The organism is Aerococcus sp. HMSC062A02, from assembly GCF_001809535.1.
Classification (GTDB): Bacteria; Bacillota; Bacilli; order Lactobacillales; family Aerococcaceae; genus Aerococcus.
Genome location: NZ_KV797910.1, coordinates 41,977 through 56,883 on the forward strand (window position 1 = coordinate 41,977; position 14,907 = coordinate 56,883).

12 protein-coding genes are annotated in these 14,907 nt (G+C 48.5%); 6 read left to right on the forward strand and 6 right to left on the reverse strand.

Translation table 11 applies throughout. From position 1 onward, the window contains the following. The first annotated feature begins 16 nt into the window (after positions 1–16). Positions 17–1,813 (forward strand): oligoendopeptidase F, encoded by a 1,797-nt coding sequence (gene pepF / locus HMPREF2626_RS01030; protein WP_070616745.1) that lies wholly within the window; start codon positions 17–19, stop codon positions 1,811–1,813. A gap of 96 nt (positions 1,814–1,909) precedes the next feature. Here the strand turns inward: pepF and HMPREF2626_RS01035 are convergent, their stop codons facing one another. Together HMPREF2626_RS01035 and HMPREF2626_RS01040 are read right to left on the reverse strand one after the other, a co-directional pair. Beyond that, positions 1,910–2,647, reverse strand: a complete 738-nt coding sequence (locus tag HMPREF2626_RS01035) for a DsbA family protein (protein WP_070616746.1) — start codon at positions 2,645–2,647, stop codon at positions 1,910–1,912. 33 nt (positions 2,648–2,680) lie between these two features. Continuing rightward, a complete protein-coding gene (locus tag HMPREF2626_RS01040; RefSeq protein WP_070616747.1) occupies positions 2,681–3,271 on the reverse strand; it encodes a CYTH domain-containing protein in 591 nt (196 codons plus the stop codon). 357 nt (positions 3,272–3,628) lie between these two features. On the opposite strand from HMPREF2626_RS01040, the gene HMPREF2626_RS01045 reads away from it, so the two are divergent. The 4 genes from HMPREF2626_RS01045 to metA all read left to right on the forward strand — a co-directional run bounded on the left by HMPREF2626_RS01045 (position 3,629) and on the right by metA (position 8,188). Beyond that, positions 3,629–4,423 (forward strand): NAD kinase, encoded by a 795-nt coding sequence (locus HMPREF2626_RS01045; RefSeq protein WP_067975559.1) that lies wholly within the window; start codon positions 3,629–3,631, stop codon positions 4,421–4,423. A gap of 34 nt (positions 4,424–4,457) precedes the next feature. Further along, positions 4,458–5,381: an RluA family pseudouridine synthase gene (locus HMPREF2626_RS01050; protein ID WP_083294276.1), complete on the forward strand. Its 924-nt coding sequence runs from the start codon at positions 4,458–4,460 to the stop codon at positions 5,379–5,381. Between the two features lie 31 nt (positions 5,382–5,412). Then, complete coding sequence (gene mgtE, locus HMPREF2626_RS01055; protein WP_210382781.1) at positions 5,413–6,783, forward strand: magnesium transporter; 1,371 nt, start codon at positions 5,413–5,415, stop codon at positions 6,781–6,783. Positions 6,784–7,249: 466 nt separating this feature from the next. Then, positions 7,250–8,188 carry a homoserine O-acetyltransferase MetA gene (gene metA / locus HMPREF2626_RS01060; protein ID WP_070616751.1) on the forward strand — a complete coding sequence of 313 codons (939 nt, stop codon included), beginning with the start codon at positions 7,250–7,252 and terminating at the stop codon, positions 8,186–8,188. Between the two features lie 156 nt (positions 8,189–8,344). Here metA and HMPREF2626_RS01065 read toward each other — a convergent pair whose 3' ends face one another. The 4 genes from HMPREF2626_RS01065 to HMPREF2626_RS01080 form a co-directional block, all read right to left on the reverse strand. Further along, positions 8,345–9,154, reverse strand: a complete 810-nt coding sequence (locus HMPREF2626_RS01065) for a pyruvate, water dikinase regulatory protein (RefSeq protein ID WP_070616753.1) — start codon at positions 9,152–9,154, stop codon at positions 8,345–8,347. Continuing rightward, positions 9,151–9,783 carry a CBS domain-containing protein gene (locus tag HMPREF2626_RS01070; protein ID WP_070616755.1) on the reverse strand — a complete coding sequence of 211 codons (633 nt, stop codon included), beginning with the start codon at positions 9,781–9,783 and terminating at the stop codon, positions 9,151–9,153. Before HMPREF2626_RS01070 ends, HMPREF2626_RS01065 begins: the two co-directional genes overlap by 4 nt. A gap of 40 nt (positions 9,784–9,823) precedes the next feature. Then, positions 9,824–12,454 carry a pyruvate, phosphate dikinase gene (ppdK, locus tag HMPREF2626_RS01075; protein WP_070616756.1) on the reverse strand — a complete coding sequence of 877 codons (2,631 nt, stop codon included), beginning with the start codon at positions 12,452–12,454 and terminating at the stop codon, positions 9,824–9,826. Positions 12,455–12,722: 268 nt separating this feature from the next. After that, complete coding sequence (locus tag HMPREF2626_RS01080) at positions 12,723–13,163, reverse strand: GNAT family N-acetyltransferase (RefSeq protein ID WP_070616759.1); 441 nt, start codon at positions 13,161–13,163, stop codon at positions 12,723–12,725. A gap of 143 nt (positions 13,164–13,306) precedes the next feature. Here HMPREF2626_RS01080 and HMPREF2626_RS01085 point away from each other — a divergent pair, with 143 nt between their 5' ends. Beyond that, the gene (locus tag HMPREF2626_RS01085) at positions 13,307–14,881 is read left to right on the forward strand and encodes a peptide chain release factor 3 (protein ID WP_070616761.1); all 1,575 of its coding nucleotides are present in this window, start codon (positions 13,307–13,309) and stop codon (positions 14,879–14,881) included. The last annotated feature ends 26 nt before the right edge of the window (positions 14,882–14,907 follow it).

The following is a 14,907-nucleotide window of genomic DNA, read 5'->3' on the forward strand; positions in this document are numbered from 1 at the left end:
TAAAGGAGGATATCATATGTCAGAAATTAAAGAAGCCCAAGCCAGAGAGGCTATGGATCCCGCCTACCAGTGGGACCTGAGCTCAATTTATGCCCAAGATGAAGACTTTGAAAAAGATTTAGCTAATTTTAGCCAACATTTAGACCGTCTCGCCCCTTACCAAGGCCAGCTCCATAAGGGGGAAGACCAGGTGATTGGCGCCCTAGAGGTTCTTTTAGAGATTAGCCGGCAACTGGAACGGCTCTATGTCTATGCCCATCTCAAGCACGACCAGGATACGACTAACGCCAAGTATTTGGACTATAATAACAAAGCCAGTGGTCTCTTGACTGAGGTCTCAAGTGCTCTGTCTTGGTTTGAGCCTGAAGTCTTGGCCTTGCCCGATGACAGTTTGGACCGCCTCGCTGAGCGTGAGGATTACGGGCAATTCTTTAAGGAATTGAGAGACCAGAAGGCCCATGTCCTTGATCCTGAATTGGAAAAGGCCCTAGCAGCAGCGGGTGAAATCTTCTCTAGCCCAGGACGGATTTTTAGCATGATTAATAACGCTGACTTAACTTTTGAGCCGGTTGAAGCGGCGGATGGTCAGAAAATTTCCTTAACTCATGGGAGTTATGGCCGCTTATTAGAACACTCGGACCGCAACTTGCGCCGTCAGGCCTTCCACAATCTCTACCAGGGCTATGAAGGCTTGATTCATACCCTGGCCGAGAATATGAGTAATAATGTGAAGAGCCACAATTACAAGGCCAAGCTCCGTCACTATGATAGTGCACGCGAAGCTGCTCTGGCGCAAAATCATATTCCCGTGGCTGTCTATGATCGTCTGGTAGAAAAGGTGAACGACCACCTAGGAGACTTCCACGACTACTTAAACTTCCGTAAAGACCAACTTGGCTTGGAAAAGATGCAGATGTATGACCTCTATACGCCCCTAGCTGGTGAGGCGCCTATCCGCTTTACTTTTGAAGAGGCTAAGGCACTTACCCGCAAGGCCCTAGCGCCCCTCGGCCAGGCTTATTTGGCTGATCTGGAACAGGCCTTTGAGGAAGGCTGGATTGATGTCTATGAGAATATCGGTAAAAGGTCAGGGGCTTATTCATCTGGTGCCTATGACACCAAGCCTTATGTTCTGCTCAACTGGCAAGATTCCTTAAATGATGTCTATACTCTGGTCCATGAACTGGGTCACAGTATGCATTCTTACTACACCCGCAAGCACCAGCCTTATGTTTATGGAGATTATTCGATCTTCTTGGCTGAGATTGCCTCGACCACGAATGAGAATCTCTTAACTGAATATCTCTTAGCGACCGTGGAAGATACGGAGACCCGGATCTATATTCTCAACCAATACTTGGATAGCGTGAAGGGGACGCTCTTTAGACAGACCCAGTTCGCTGAATTCGAACAGTGGATGCATGAAGAGGCAGCCGCAGGGCGAAGTTTGACGGCAGAGACCCTCAATAAGGCCTATTTCGAACTCAACCAACGCTACTACGGGTCAGCTGTTGATCCTGAAGACCAGACGATTGCTATGGAATGGGCACGGATTCCGCATTTCTATTATAATTTCTATGTCTACCAATATGCGACAGGTTTCTCTGCTGCCAATCGTTTGGCTGAACGGATTAGTCGTGGGGAAGAGGGGGCTGTTAGTGCTTACCTAAGCTACTTATCAGCGGGCTCTAGCGATTACCCGATTCAGGTGATGCAGCGCGCTGGTGTGGATATGACCAAGGGTGACTACTTGGATTCTGCCTTTGTCCAATTCAAGGCTCGCCTCCAAGAACTGAAACAATTAATGGCTTAAAAAAGCTTCCTTTATTAAAAATAGAGAACAAGAAAAAAAGAGACCCAATCTTGAAGAGCTGGCGAGTTAAGCTGGCTTTTCAAGGGGTCTCTTTTTTTATTTATTGAGTAGGCGCAGGTTGCCGGTGTTAATGGTGGACACTTGGCTTTTGTTGGCCTTGTTATGATAATGGCTGGCTTGGTAATTGAATAAACTATCTTCTGTTGGATGAATCATTTGGTCGGTGATATAGTCCAGGTTGTCCTTAGTGATATCCTGGTCTAATTTGAGACCGTAGCGAAAATCCAAATTGTCGAAGATGACCAGGCTAGGGTTAGAACGAATCTTCATCTGCTGGGCGATTTTGAGATCTGTATGGTAAGACTTAAGGGCAGAACCAGAATAAATATCTTCCTGCCACATCCCGAGGTCGACGCGGGCTTCTTTGGCGAGTTCAAGCATTCGTTCTTTGGTAAATTCTTCTTCAGCGAGACCAAAGTGCTCCTGCATGGTCATGAGAAATTGTCGGCCCACTCTCTTGCCTTGGAGCAAGGCAGCCTTGTAGCCCACTGCAATCTGGTGCATGTGGCAGTAGAGGCGGTTGCGCTCGCCCAGGCTAAGCTTGGTCCAGTTTTTTTGTTTTAAGTATTCGTTGAATAAGCGGAAGTCATTACAGGCAATGAAGCGATAGTACACTCGCTTGTCGGTATGCTCCATAAAGTCTAGAACTTCCTCTTCACAAGAATGGCAATTACTTCCCATTGGGTTAACGAATAGGAAGAGCTCGAAGACATGGTCGTGGTCTTCTGCGGTTAGGTCGGTCGTCTGCTTGTGAGAATACTGAAATTGCTTCATAAGGCTGATAACCTCCTTCCAATTGAGCCTATGCTAAAATGTATAATCCGGAACAGTCGCTTGCATACGGGCGACTTTGACGGCAGCAGGTCGCCGTTCAATTTGCCGTTCCTCTAAAAAGTTTTGGAAAATTTGCCAGCCTTTTTGGGAATTGTTGACCTCCATCTCAAGTTCATAGTCTTGGTAGTGGTCGAATTGGCAGGCATCGAGGACAAGGAGCTGGCCTTGGTAGGGGAGCTCCCGCCTCAAGGTCTGGAAGTGCCCAATCATTTCCAGGCTTTGCCAGGTGATACCAGCCTGATTGAGGACCTGCTTGAGGCTCTCTTTGATGACGGGGCGTCCCTGGGCTAGACTGGCTGTAACTTCTTCTACTGAGAGTATCTCCGTATATTCCCACATCTCTTGGTCAGCTTGGCGGACCTTAAGGGTGAGGTGCTGGTAGTTATCCGCTTGGCGAATACGTAAGCCCATTCCCCTGGCTTTGAGTTGCCGGTCAGCCGTATCATAATACATATTGTGTAAGTGTTTGATCCTTTGCTCGCAATCTTCAAATTCGCTGATAAGCGTCTGGTACTCAGTTGGGGAAAGGATATTCTTATATTCGATTTCAACTTCTTCTTCCATTTGATCGCTCCTTCCCTTCCCTGTTTCAAGGCCATTATAGCAATTCTCAGGGGAGATAGAAACTAATGTGCTTGGCTGAAGTCTCATAAGATTAAATTTAGGATGACCAAAAAATAATCTTTAATCATATGAATTGTAACTGATAAAGAAGGACTAGGCAAGGTTTTGCGCTTATTATAATTGAATATAAAGTTTATAGATAAAGACTATTGCTCAGGGCTTTAGTGGAAAATGAGCTAGAAGAAAGCGACTTTGTCACGGTTTATGTCTTCATGAGAGAGGGATTTTTTCTAGCTTATTAAGCTTTTTATGATAAAATAGGGGTGTTTGTTTGAAAAGAAAGGGGGACTGGCTCGCATGAAAGTTGCTATTGTAAATAATCCAAAGACACAGTCCTTGGCAGTAAAAGAAAAAATACTAGAATTGTTTTTAGAGCGGGGGATCTTGCTTGACCAAGACCAACCGGATATCGTGATCAGTATAGGCGGGGATGGCACCTTGCTCCATGCCTTCCATGCCTACCAAGACCAGCTTGACCGGGTGCGGTTTATCGGCTTACATACTGGCCACCTAGGTTTCTATACGGACTGGAAGGACAACCAAGTGGCTGAACTGGTCGATGCCATCAGCCGGGACCAGGGTGAGCATGTCTCCTACCCCCTCTTGGAAGTGCGCCTCGTTCATAGTGATGGGCTAAGCAGCCGACGCTTGGCTCTGAATGAATCGGCTATTCGACGTTATGAGGGGACCATGACTTGCGAAGTTTATATCCGCGATGAGCTCTTTGAAGTCTTTCGAGGGGATGGCCTTTGTGTATCGACTCCCACTGGCTCAACTGGGCTCAATAAATCCTTAGGGGGAGCTGTGGTCCATCCGCGTTTGCAGACCCTCCAGCTGACAGAGATCGCCTCGCTCAACAACCGGGTCTTCCGTACCTTGAGCTCTTCGATGTTGATTGCACCGGATGAATGGATTGTGCTCCGACCAGGTGATGGGGAGATTTCAGGCGTCTATTTGTTTGTTGACCAATATTCAGCCCCTCTGGAGGAGGTTAAGCAGATTGAATTTCGGATTGCCGAAGAGCGGATTCATTTTGCACGTTACCGTCACTTACACTTTTGGAACCGTGTCAAGACAAGCTTTATTGGTTAGCTCTGCATAGGACACGAGGGAGGAATGAAGCACTGTGTTATCTTTTGAATGGACGGTCCACCAAGACATGTATGTTCGTACTTTTTTGCGGGGGAAGGGGATTTCGCGCCGTCTCCTAGCTCGGATTAAATACCATGGCGGGGAGGTCCTCTTGAATGATGAGCCCCGTTATGTGGGGACCCAGGCCGTGGTGGGTGATCGGATTAAAGTCTTAATCCCAGATGAAGGGAAGCAGGAGGAGATTGAGGGGATGCCAGGGCCCTTGGAAATTCTCTTTGAGGATGACCATTATTTGGCTGTCAATAAGCCGGCCTATTATACTTCGATTCCTTCTTTCCATAATCCCCAGGGGTCGATGGCGAATATCTTGAAGGCCTATTACCAAGCACAGAATTATGATAACCAGGTCATCCATGTCGTGACACGCTTGGACCGAGATACCAGCGGCGTGATGCTTTTTGCCAAGCACCAATTTGCCCATTCGCTCCTGGACCAGAGCTTGCGTCAGGGCGGGATTGATAAGCGTTACTGGGCCTTTACCCCTGACCCTCTGCAGCCCAAGGACCAGGGTTTTATTGAAGCGGGCATTGGTCGGAAGCCGGGCTCGATCATTGAACGTCGGGTTGACCCAGACGGTAAGCCGGCCTTAACGGAATACCAGCTCTTGCGGGAGACGGCAGCTGGTTACCTCTATGGGGTCCGCCTCCATACCGGGCGCACCCATCAGATCCGTGTCCACTTTGCCTATGCGGGAGCGCCCTTGTATGGTGACAGCCTATACGGCGGAGACCTGGCAGCCGGTCTTGACCGCCAGGCCCTCCACTGCCGGAGCTTATCCTTCAACCACCCCTTGACCGGCGACCACTTGCAGATTATTGCCCCTTTAGCTGATGAATTGTCGGATTGGCAGATGCGTTATTTTGAAGACCAAGAGAAAGAGTGTGAAGATGGTAGATAAAAAAGAAGTCCAAAACGCTGAAAATCCTGAAATCTATGAAAGTCAACAAATGACCGATGAAGAGGTTTTTGAAGGGGTCATGGCCTGTTTGAGGCGAAATGACCGGGTGGCTTTTCGTGAAGAATTCTTCAAAAACCATACCTTTGTTCAAGCTCAGATTTATTTGAATTTGGAATTTGCTGACCGCCAGCTCGTCCATGAATTCCTGGAGCCCCAGGAGCTGGCTGAAATCTATGATATTATCGATGATGAAGATGAAAGCCTGATCTTAGCCTTCCTGAATGAAATGAATGACCAGTATTCGGCAGTGGTCCTGGGCGAGATGTACACCGATAATGCTGCGGATATCTTGAATGACCTGAAACCGGAGAAGATGCGAACCTACCTGCGCCTGATGCCGAAAGCGCGAGCGGATGAACTTAAGGTCCTGATGAATTATGGGGATGAAACGGCCGGGGGGATTATGACCACGGAGTTTGTCTCGATTAAGGCCAACCAAACCATCCGTTCAGCTATGACCCTGCTTCGGGCCAAGGCCGAAAATGCGGAGAGTATCTACTATCTCTATATTGTTGACGATGATAACCGCTTAGTGGGCGTTCTCTCCCTGCGTGACCTCATCCTCAGTGAAGGCCATGTCCTAGTCTCTGATGTCATGTCTAGCCGGGTGATCTCGGTGGATGTCGATGAGGAGCAGAGCCAGGTGGCCCGAACCATTAAGGACTATGACTTCTTCGCCATTCCGGTGGTGGAAGCAACCGGCGAATTGCTGGGGATTATTACCGTTGATGATATCCTCGATGTTATGGATGACGAAGCCATGGCCGATTATTCTGGTCTGGCAGGGGTGGACGTGGATGAGCAGTATGAGAGTCCATCCAAGTCTGCCAAGTCCCGGTTACCCTGGTTGATTACCTTGCTTTGCCTGGGTATGGGGACATCGAGCTTGATTAGCCAATTTGAAGGCATGATTTCAGAAGTCGCTACCTTGTCCCTCTTTATCACCCTGATCACAGGGACGGCAGGGAATGCGGGGACCCAGTCCTTGGCCGTGGCGGTTCGCAAGCTTGCCTTGCCTGATGACCAGTCGACCTCGCTTTTTTCGATGATTATGCGAGAAATTGTAACGGGGCTCCTCTGTGGGGCGATTACAGGTCTGACCATTATGTTGATTGTTGGTTTCTGGCAGTCTAACTTTGTCTTAGGGGCTGTGGTTGGAATTGCTATGCTCTGTGCCATTACTGTAGCCAACTTAGCGGGGAGCTTGATCCCCATCTTAATGGACCGTTTAGGCTTCGATCCCGCCGTTGCTTCGGGTCCCTTTATTACGACCTTGAGTGACTTGACTTCGGTATTAATTTACTTTACGATCGCGGCGCAATTCCTGCCTTTGTTGATGTAATTATCGAGCTAAGACCGGAAACTTGATTTTAGTTTATAAATAGATTAAAATAGTGATAGTTTAGTGATATCAAGATTAAAGCGAAGAACAGATGAGTAGATGGTGGCGCGGCACAGAGAATCCGATAAGCTGAGAACGGATGCGTTGAAGCGATTGAATATGGTCTGTGAGCAGGGAAGGATAGAATAAGCCGTATTTAGGCTCGTGAGTCCTTCTGTTTAGTGCCCATTAAAGCACTGCCATAGCTTATGGCGAATGAGGCAGGCTGTCTAAGCCTGTAAACTAAGGTGGTAACACGTTATCAACGTCCTTACAGTGGAGTACTGTAGGGACGTTTTTATTTGATAGGAAGCTCAAAAAGCTGACCTGATGTTTAGCCTGGCTAGCTAGTGGTTAAAGAATAGTTTTCATATCAATGACTTGTGAGCAGTAGCAACGTTTCGAATGATATTAGGAGGTTGAGGATATGCCGATTAAAGTTGCGGGTAATTTACCAGCGATTCACCGTTTAGCAGAGGAAAATATTTTTGTTATGAATGATCGACGGGCGGAGATGCAAGACTTCCGTACCCTTGAAATTGTGATTGTGAATCTGATGCCGACTAAGGAAGCGACCGAAGAGCAGCTGCTCCGTCTATTGAGTAACTCGCCCTTGCAGGTCAATATCACTTTTCTTCATACGGCTAGTCACACTTCTAAGCATATTTCGGAAAAGCACTTGCGAACTTTCTATCGGACTTTTGAAGATATTAAGGACCGTTACTTTGATGGGATGATCATTACTGGGGCGCCGGTGGAGACCATGCCCTTTGAAGAAGTCAATTACTGGGAAGAGCTTGAGGCCATTATGAATTGGAGTGAGGGCCATGTCTTCTCCACCATGCACATTTGCTGGGGGGCCCAGGCTGCCCTTTATCATCATTATGGGATCAATAAGTTCCCTCTCAAGGACAAGCTATTCGGTATCTACGAGCAGCGGCTCAATGACCGGGAAAATAGTCTGGGACGGGGCCTGGATGATGTCTTCCTCATGCCTCATTCCCGGCATACGGAAGTTCGTCGTGAAGATATTGAAGCACAGGATGAGCTGGAAGTTCTCGCTTATTCGGAAGATGGCAGCGTGAGTGTCGCCTACAGCAAGGACCAGCGCTTTGTCTTTATTTTTGGCCATGTGGAATATGATGCTGATACCTTGGACAAGGAGTACCGCCGCGACCTTGATGCGGGGAAGACCATCCAGATGCCCCGTAATTACTATCCAAACGATGATCCCAAGCAAGCTCCACCCTTGAAGTGGCGGACAGCTGCTAATATGCTCTTTAGCAACTGGCTGAACTATTATGTCTACCAAGATACGCCATTTGTTATTGAACAGATTCCGGAGAAATGGCGGGTTAAGAAATAGAGAGTGTTCCAAAAGTCGGTCAGACCAGACTTTTGGAATACGTTTTTGAAAAAGTTCGCTATTTAAGGAATAGGGTCTACTAAATGTCGACGGAATGAAATCAACACAAAAAGGAAGCCAACTGTTGGCTTCCTTTTTATGTATCGATTTTTATCTTTAGGACAGGTTAAGCAAGTGTTCGATCTCGGAACCACTCTCTTCAATGGACTTGTATTCAATGGAGATTTCCTGGATGCCGAGTTCTTGGTAGATGGACCGGGCATGTTGGAGTTCGTGCTTGATACGGTCTAGCTGGCTATAAGGGGCCTCCCCGGTTAAGCCCAGGTCTTTCAAGCGGTGGGTACGCACATTGAGGATGTAGCGCGGGGAAGCAATCAGACCAAAGACTTTCTTAGGGGGAACTTGACGGAGGGTTTCCGGGAGCTGAAGTTCTGGCATGAGAGGGAAGTTGGCAACCTTCCAGGAATGGTTAGCCAGGTACATGGAGAGGGGCGTTTTACCCGAGCGCGAAACACCGAGGAGGATAATATCTGCTTCCAGCAGGCTCTTCTGACTGAGCTTGCCGTCGTCATGCTTGATGGCGTATTCCATGGCGGCCATGCGGTTGAAGTAATCTTGGTTGACCCGGCGCTGGGCCCCGATTTCTTGGCTCGGCGCTAACTGAGTGGTCTGGCTGACTTGGTTAATCATCTCCTGCATAAAGTTGACATAAGCCAGACCCTGGTCTTGGGCAAAGTTGCGGGCACAGTGGTCGAGCGTTTGATTCACAAAGGTGGCGGCCAAAAGAGCCTCTTCTTTCTTAGCGTCTTCCAGGATGGGGAGGAGGTCTTCTGTCTCCTGGATGAAGGGGTAGCGTTTAACCTGGGGCTTGAGACCGTGCTGGAACTGGGCAAGAACAGCTTGGGCCATGAGGCGGGCGCTTTCGCCAACAGCATCTGATAGGATATAGATATTTTTGTGAATCATAAATCTTCCTCGCTAACTAGGGATTGAACAAATAAACGGACAAGATGGGTTTTGGATAGTTTTCCCAAAATTTTAAAGTGTTCTAGGTCTTCGACCACGGGCAAGGAGTCCACCTCGTGTTTAACTAGGATTTTGGCCGCTTCGATGAGGGGGGTATCCGCACGGGTGACCAGAATATTGGGCATCCGGGTCATAATGACCGCTAGAGCCGTTTGACCTTGGTCGCCTCCCGAAAGGCTGGCCCGCAGGAGGTCCTTGCGCGAGACAATCCCTAAGAGCTCCTGGTCTTCGGGAAGGCTCACATAGAGCGAACCGGAATCATAGAGGAAGAGCAGGGTGATTGCCTCTTGGACGGAACTATCTGGGCTCACTTGGATAGCAGATCCCATCACATCCGCCACTGTCAAGTCAGCAAATTGGTCGGACCAGAGCGGTTCAACATTTTGCCCGGTATAGAAGTAACCAATTTTTGGTTTAGCGTCTAGTATCCCGACCATGGTGAGGACAGCTAGGTCGCTACGCAGGGTAGACTTGGTGAGCTGGAAATGGTCAGCAATGGCATCAGCTGTGATGGGCTGTTTCTTCTTGACAATGCGGATAATTTCCTCTTGGCGTTGGCTAAATTTCATGCATCTTCCTCAATTTCTAATTCTTAGCGACGACAAATGGTTAGGCCCGGTTGCGAAGACTGGCCTGGGCGGCTGCTAATTGGGCAATGGGGAGACGGAAGGGCGAGCAGGAGATATAGTCGAGTCCAATCGCATCAAAGAAGGCGATGGAAGCGGGATCTCCTGCGACTTCGCCACATACCCCAATCGGAATATCAGCTTTAGCGGACCGGGCTTTTTGACAAGCAAGCTTGATCAAGGCTCCCACGCCTTCCAGGTCGAGACTTTGGAAGGGATCCTTGGCTAGGGTGCCATCTGCCAGGTATTGGTGGATAAACTTGCCAGCATCGTCCCTGGAATAACCAAAAGTCATTTGGGTCAGGTCATTAGTCCCAAAGCTCATAAAGTCGGCATCCAGGGCAATTTGGTCAGCCGTTAGACAAGCCCTTGGAATCTCTATCATTGTACCAATTTTATAAGATAAAGTCATCTGGTGTTCAGCTAGATAGCGGTCTGCTGTTTCCTCTAGTCTTTGTTTTAAAAACTGTAATTCTTTGCCTAGGCTAACTAGGGGAATCATGATTTCCACTTTTAAGTCCTGGCCACCGGCTTCTTGGCTGGCCAGAGCACCAGCTAGGATGGCGTGAACTTGCATTTCATAAAGTTCGGGATAGGTCATGGCGAGCCGGCAGCCCCGGTGACCCAGCATCGGGTTAACTTCCTTCAATTGTTGGATCCGGTCCTTGAGTGCTTCTTCAGAGAGTTCAAGCGACTGCGCCAGGCTTTGGATTTCTTGTTCATCCTGGGGCAGGAATTCATGGAGGGGTGGGTCCAGTAAGCGGATGACCGTTTTTTGCCCCTGGCTGAGATCAAAGATAGCTTTGAAGTCTGCTTCTTGGTAGCCGGCAATTCTCTCTAGTGCCGCATGGCGGTCGTCGTTGTTAGAAGAAAGGATAAAGCGGCGAATTTCTAAGAGGCGTTCAGCCTGGAAGAACATGTGCTCAGTGCGCACGAGACCAATCCCTTGTGCCTTGAAGGCCAAGCCTGTCTGGATGTCTTGGGGATTTTCAGCATTCATGCGAACGGCTAGGCGGCTCTCTTCACGGGCCCAGGTCATTAAGGCTTCGAAGTCAGCTCCGGCCTTGCTGGGGCTGCTTGGAACTTGGCCCAGGTAGACCTTGCCTGTATTGCCGTCGACGGATATGCTATCGCCTTCGTGGAGCAAACGGTCACCGCATTGGAGAAGGCCTTGACCTTCATCAACGCTTAAGTCATGGCATCCGGTCACGCAGCACTTGCCCATGCCGCGAGCGACAACCGCTGCGTGGGAGGTCATGCCACCATGGCAAGTGAGGATAGCTTGGGCAGCCGTCATGCCTTCAATATCTTCGGGCGAGGTTTCTTGACGGACGAGGATACAAGCTTTGCCAGCTTCGACCCAGGCCTTGGCCTTGTCTGCCGTGAATACAATCGCCCCACTGGCGGCTCCTGGGCTGGCTGCTAGTCCAGCTTCTGATAGGAGTTCTGCCTGGCTTAAGTTTTCTTCTGTAAAGCTAGGGTGGAGCAATTGGTCAAGGCTCTTGGCGTCGACTTGTTGGAGAGCTTCGGCCTTGGTGATGAGTCCTTCCTTGACCATATCTACCGCAATTTTAACTGCAGCCTTGGCAGTCCGCTTCCCATCCCGGGTTTGGAGGAAGTAGAGCTTGTCTTCCTCGATCGTAAATTCGATATCTTGCATATTATGGTAATGGGCTTCGAGTTTATTCGCTAAGCTTTCAATTTCTTGGTAGATCTGAGGGGCTTCTTGGTTGATTTCATCGAGGGCTTGAGGGGTTCGGATACCGGCTACCACGTCTTCTCCCTGGGCATTGACTAGGAATTCGCCAAAAAGGGCCTTTTCCCCTGTTGCAGGATGGCGGGTGAAGAGAACGCCCGTGCCTGAATGAGGTCCCAGATTACCAAAGACCATCTCTTGGATGTTGACGGCTGTGCCCAGGTCATCTGGAATATCGTGAAGCTGGCGGTAGACGCGGGCTCGCTTATTGTTCCAAGATTTAAAGACAGCTTCGACAGCATCATAGATTTGTTGGTGGACATCTTGGGGGAAGGGGAAGTTCAATTCTTCTTGGTAGATGGCTTTGAAGTCTTCCACTAAATCTTTTAGAGCCTGGCTACTGAGCTCGTAATCGGCAGTGACCTTTTCTTTGCGGCGGGCCTGGCTGAGTCGGTCTTCAAATAATTGACTGTCCAAGCCGTAGACCACATCGGCGTACATCTGTAAGAGCCGTCGGTAGCAGTCATAGGCGAAGTGGGGGTTATCCGTCATTTGGGCTAAAGCCTCCACATTCTCGTCGTTTAAGCCCACATTCAGGATGGTATCCATCATCCCTGGCATGGAGATTTTGGCCCCACTGCGGACAGAAACCAGTAAGAGTTGGTCTTTTTGGTTAAATTGTTTGTGGGTTTGTGCTTCCAAATCTTGGATGGCTTTTTGAATATCCGTTTTAAGGTCAGTACTCAGATCCTGCTTAGGGTCTTTGAGATAGGCGAGACAAGCTTGGGTCGTGATGGTAAAACCTTGGGGAACAGGGAGTCCCAAACGACAGAGTTCGGCCAAGTTAGCTCCCTTGCCGCCCAGTAAATCGCGCATTCCAGCATGACCTTCTGTGAAAGCATAAACATTTTGTGACATAATAGCCTCCTTTGACTGCTAAGTGATACGTCACAAAGATTATATAATGCATCATATATAATTGCAAGCGCTTCTTTTGATTGTGAATAGCTACTTAGGGAGCGGAATAGCTTTTAAAATGCAAATCTATGAAGGATAAATTCTTTTTTTTCACAAATGTTTTATGTGATATTAGAGCTTATATATTATATGTGATGCATTATAGATAAAAATATATCCTCAAAGAAAAAACAGGAAAGCAGTCAGTTTAACTGTTTTCCTGTTCTTTCTATTTTTCAGCTAAGGGGAGGCGCATTTGCAGGTGGGGGATGCCGGCTTCCTCAAAGTAGTCCCCTTCCCCTTGGTAACCACATAGCTGGTAGAAGTTCTCGCGACCGGCTTGGGCATGGAGGATAAGTTCTTTAAAGCCTTGTTCTTGGCTATAAGCTTGGCATTCAGCCATCAGTTCTCGCCCGATCCCATGGTCTCTCTGGGCCTTCAAGACAGCGACGCGTTGGACCTTGGCCGTCTCTTCGGAGAGGGGGAGGAGTCGGGCGCAGGCTAAGGGCTCACCAGCTCGATAGGCCACCAGGTGTCTGGCTAGCTTTTCCTTATCATCGATTTCCAGTGCGGGGTTGACCCCTTGTTCACCGATAAAAACGGCTTTGCGGATTGCCAGGGCATCCTGGTAAGTTTGGGAGTTGAGGTCTTGGGTCCATTTAAATTTCATGCGCATCATTCCTTTTTTTGCTTAATTCTAGCACTAAAGCTTTGGGTAAAGCTAATAAAATATCTAGCGACTAATATTTTACTTGCTTGGAAGTTATGATAGAATGAGGGGATGTAAAAAACAGTTAGTGTTAAATATAAAGGATGAAGAAGATGAATCTTAAAGAAGAAGTTCAAAAACGGCGCACTTTTGCCATTATTTCCCACCCGGATGCGGGGAAAACAACGATTACTGAGCAGCTCTTACTATTCTCTGGGGCCATCCGTCAAGCTGGGACCGTCAAAGGGAAAAAGACTGGTCAATATGCCAAGTCTGACTGGATGGATATTGAGAAGAAACGGGGAATTTCCGTTACTTCTTCCGTTATGGAGGTCGATTATGATGGTCACCAGGTCAATATTGTAGATACCCCTGGGCACGAGGATTTCTCTGAAGATACTTACCGGACGTTGATGGCTGTGGATGCGGCTGTCATGGTGATCGACTCAGCTAAGGGGATCGAACCCCAGACTAAAAAACTTTTCCAAGTTTGTGCCATGCGGGGCATTCCTATCTTTACTTTTATGAATAAGTTGGACCGTGATGGCCGTGAGCCCATGGACTTGGTGGCCGAACTGGAGGATATCTTAGGGATTGATGCCTATCCAATGAATTGGCCAATCGGCATGGGTAAGAGCCTGGAAGGCATTTATGATATCTATAACCAACGGATCGAGCTCAACCATCCAGAAGCGGAGGATCCTTTCCTCGCCTTGGATGAATCCGGCGATCTCGCCCAAAGTCATCCGATCCAGTCTTCTATCTTCTACGAAGAAGCCTTGGAGAATGTCCAATTGCTCCAGGAAGCTGGCAATGACTTTGATAAGGAAGCCATCCTTAAGGGGAAGCTGACTCCTGTCTTCTTTGGCTCTGCCCTGACCGGTTTTGGCGTCCAAACCTTCCTGGATAGCTTTGTTGACTTCGCGCCAGCGCCGGCTCCAGTGGAGACTCAGGATGGCGAAATGGTCAGTCCCTTAGATCCAGAGATGTCTGGTTTTATCTTCAAAATCCAAGCTAATATGGATCCCCGGCACCGTGACCGAATTGCCTTTGTACGGATTTGTTCGGGGAGTTTCGAAGAGGGGATGACCGTCAAATTGGCCCGCAATGATAAGAAGCTGAAACTCAATAATACGACTCGCTTTATGGCCGACAGCCGGGAGAACGCGAGCGAAGCGGTTGCAGGAGACATTATCGGTCTCTATGACACGGGGAATTTCCAGATCGGAGACTCTATTTATGCAGGCGGCCAGAAGGTTCAGTTCAAGCCCCTGCCCCAGTTTACGCCAGAGCTCTTTATGAAGGTGACACCTAAGAATGTGATGAAGCAAAAATCCTTCCACAAGGGGGTAGAGCAGCTGGTCCAAGAAGGGGCCATCCAACTCTATAAGACCTGGTTTACCGAAGAGTATATCCTTGGCGCTGTGGGTCACTTGCAGTTTGAAGTCTTTGAAGACCGCCTGAAGAACGAGTACAATTCAGAAGTTATTATGTCCTCTATGGGCTCTAAGACCGCGCGCTGGATTGACGAAGACGATCTCGACCCGAATATGTCATCGAGCCGGAACCTGCTCTGCAAGGACCGCTACGGCCAGCCTGTCTTCCTCTTTGAAAACAATTTCGCTGAGCGTTGGTTCCAAGATAAGTATCCGGATGTCGAATTGAAGAGCTTGCTTTAAGAAAAAATTTTAACAATCAAAAAGTG

Excerpts from the sequence above, each read along its gene's own strand:
- pepF (WP_070616745.1), top strand. The coding sequence starts at position 17 with ATGTCAGAAATTAAAGAAGCCCAAGCCAGAGAGGCTATGGATCCCGCC.
- HMPREF2626_RS01035 (WP_070616746.1), bottom strand. The coding sequence starts at position 2,647 with ATGAAGCAATTTCAGTATTCTCACAAGCAGACGACCGACCTAACCGCA.
- HMPREF2626_RS01040 (WP_070616747.1), bottom strand. The coding sequence starts at position 3,271 with ATGGAAGAAGAAGTTGAAATCGAATATAAGAATATCCTTTCCCCAACT.
- HMPREF2626_RS01045 (WP_067975559.1), top strand. The coding sequence starts at position 3,629 with ATGAAAGTTGCTATTGTAAATAATCCAAAGACACAGTCCTTGGCAGTA.
- metA (WP_070616751.1), top strand. The coding sequence starts at position 7,250 with ATGCCGATTAAAGTTGCGGGTAATTTACCAGCGATTCACCGTTTAGCA.
- HMPREF2626_RS01065 (WP_070616753.1), bottom strand. The coding sequence starts at position 9,154 with ATGATTCACAAAAATATCTATATCCTATCAGATGCTGTTGGCGAAAGC.
- HMPREF2626_RS01070 (WP_070616755.1), bottom strand. The coding sequence starts at position 9,783 with ATGAAATTTAGCCAACGCCAAGAGGAAATTATCCGCATTGTCAAGAAG.
- ppdK (WP_070616756.1), bottom strand. The coding sequence starts at position 12,454 with ATGTCACAAAATGTTTATGCTTTCACAGAAGGTCATGCTGGAATGCGC.
- HMPREF2626_RS01080 (WP_070616759.1), bottom strand. The coding sequence starts at position 13,163 with ATGAAATTTAAATGGACCCAAGACCTCAACTCCCAAACTTACCAGGAT.
- HMPREF2626_RS01085 (WP_070616761.1), top strand. The coding sequence starts at position 13,307 with ATGAAGAAGATGAATCTTAAAGAAGAAGTTCAAAAACGGCGCACTTTT.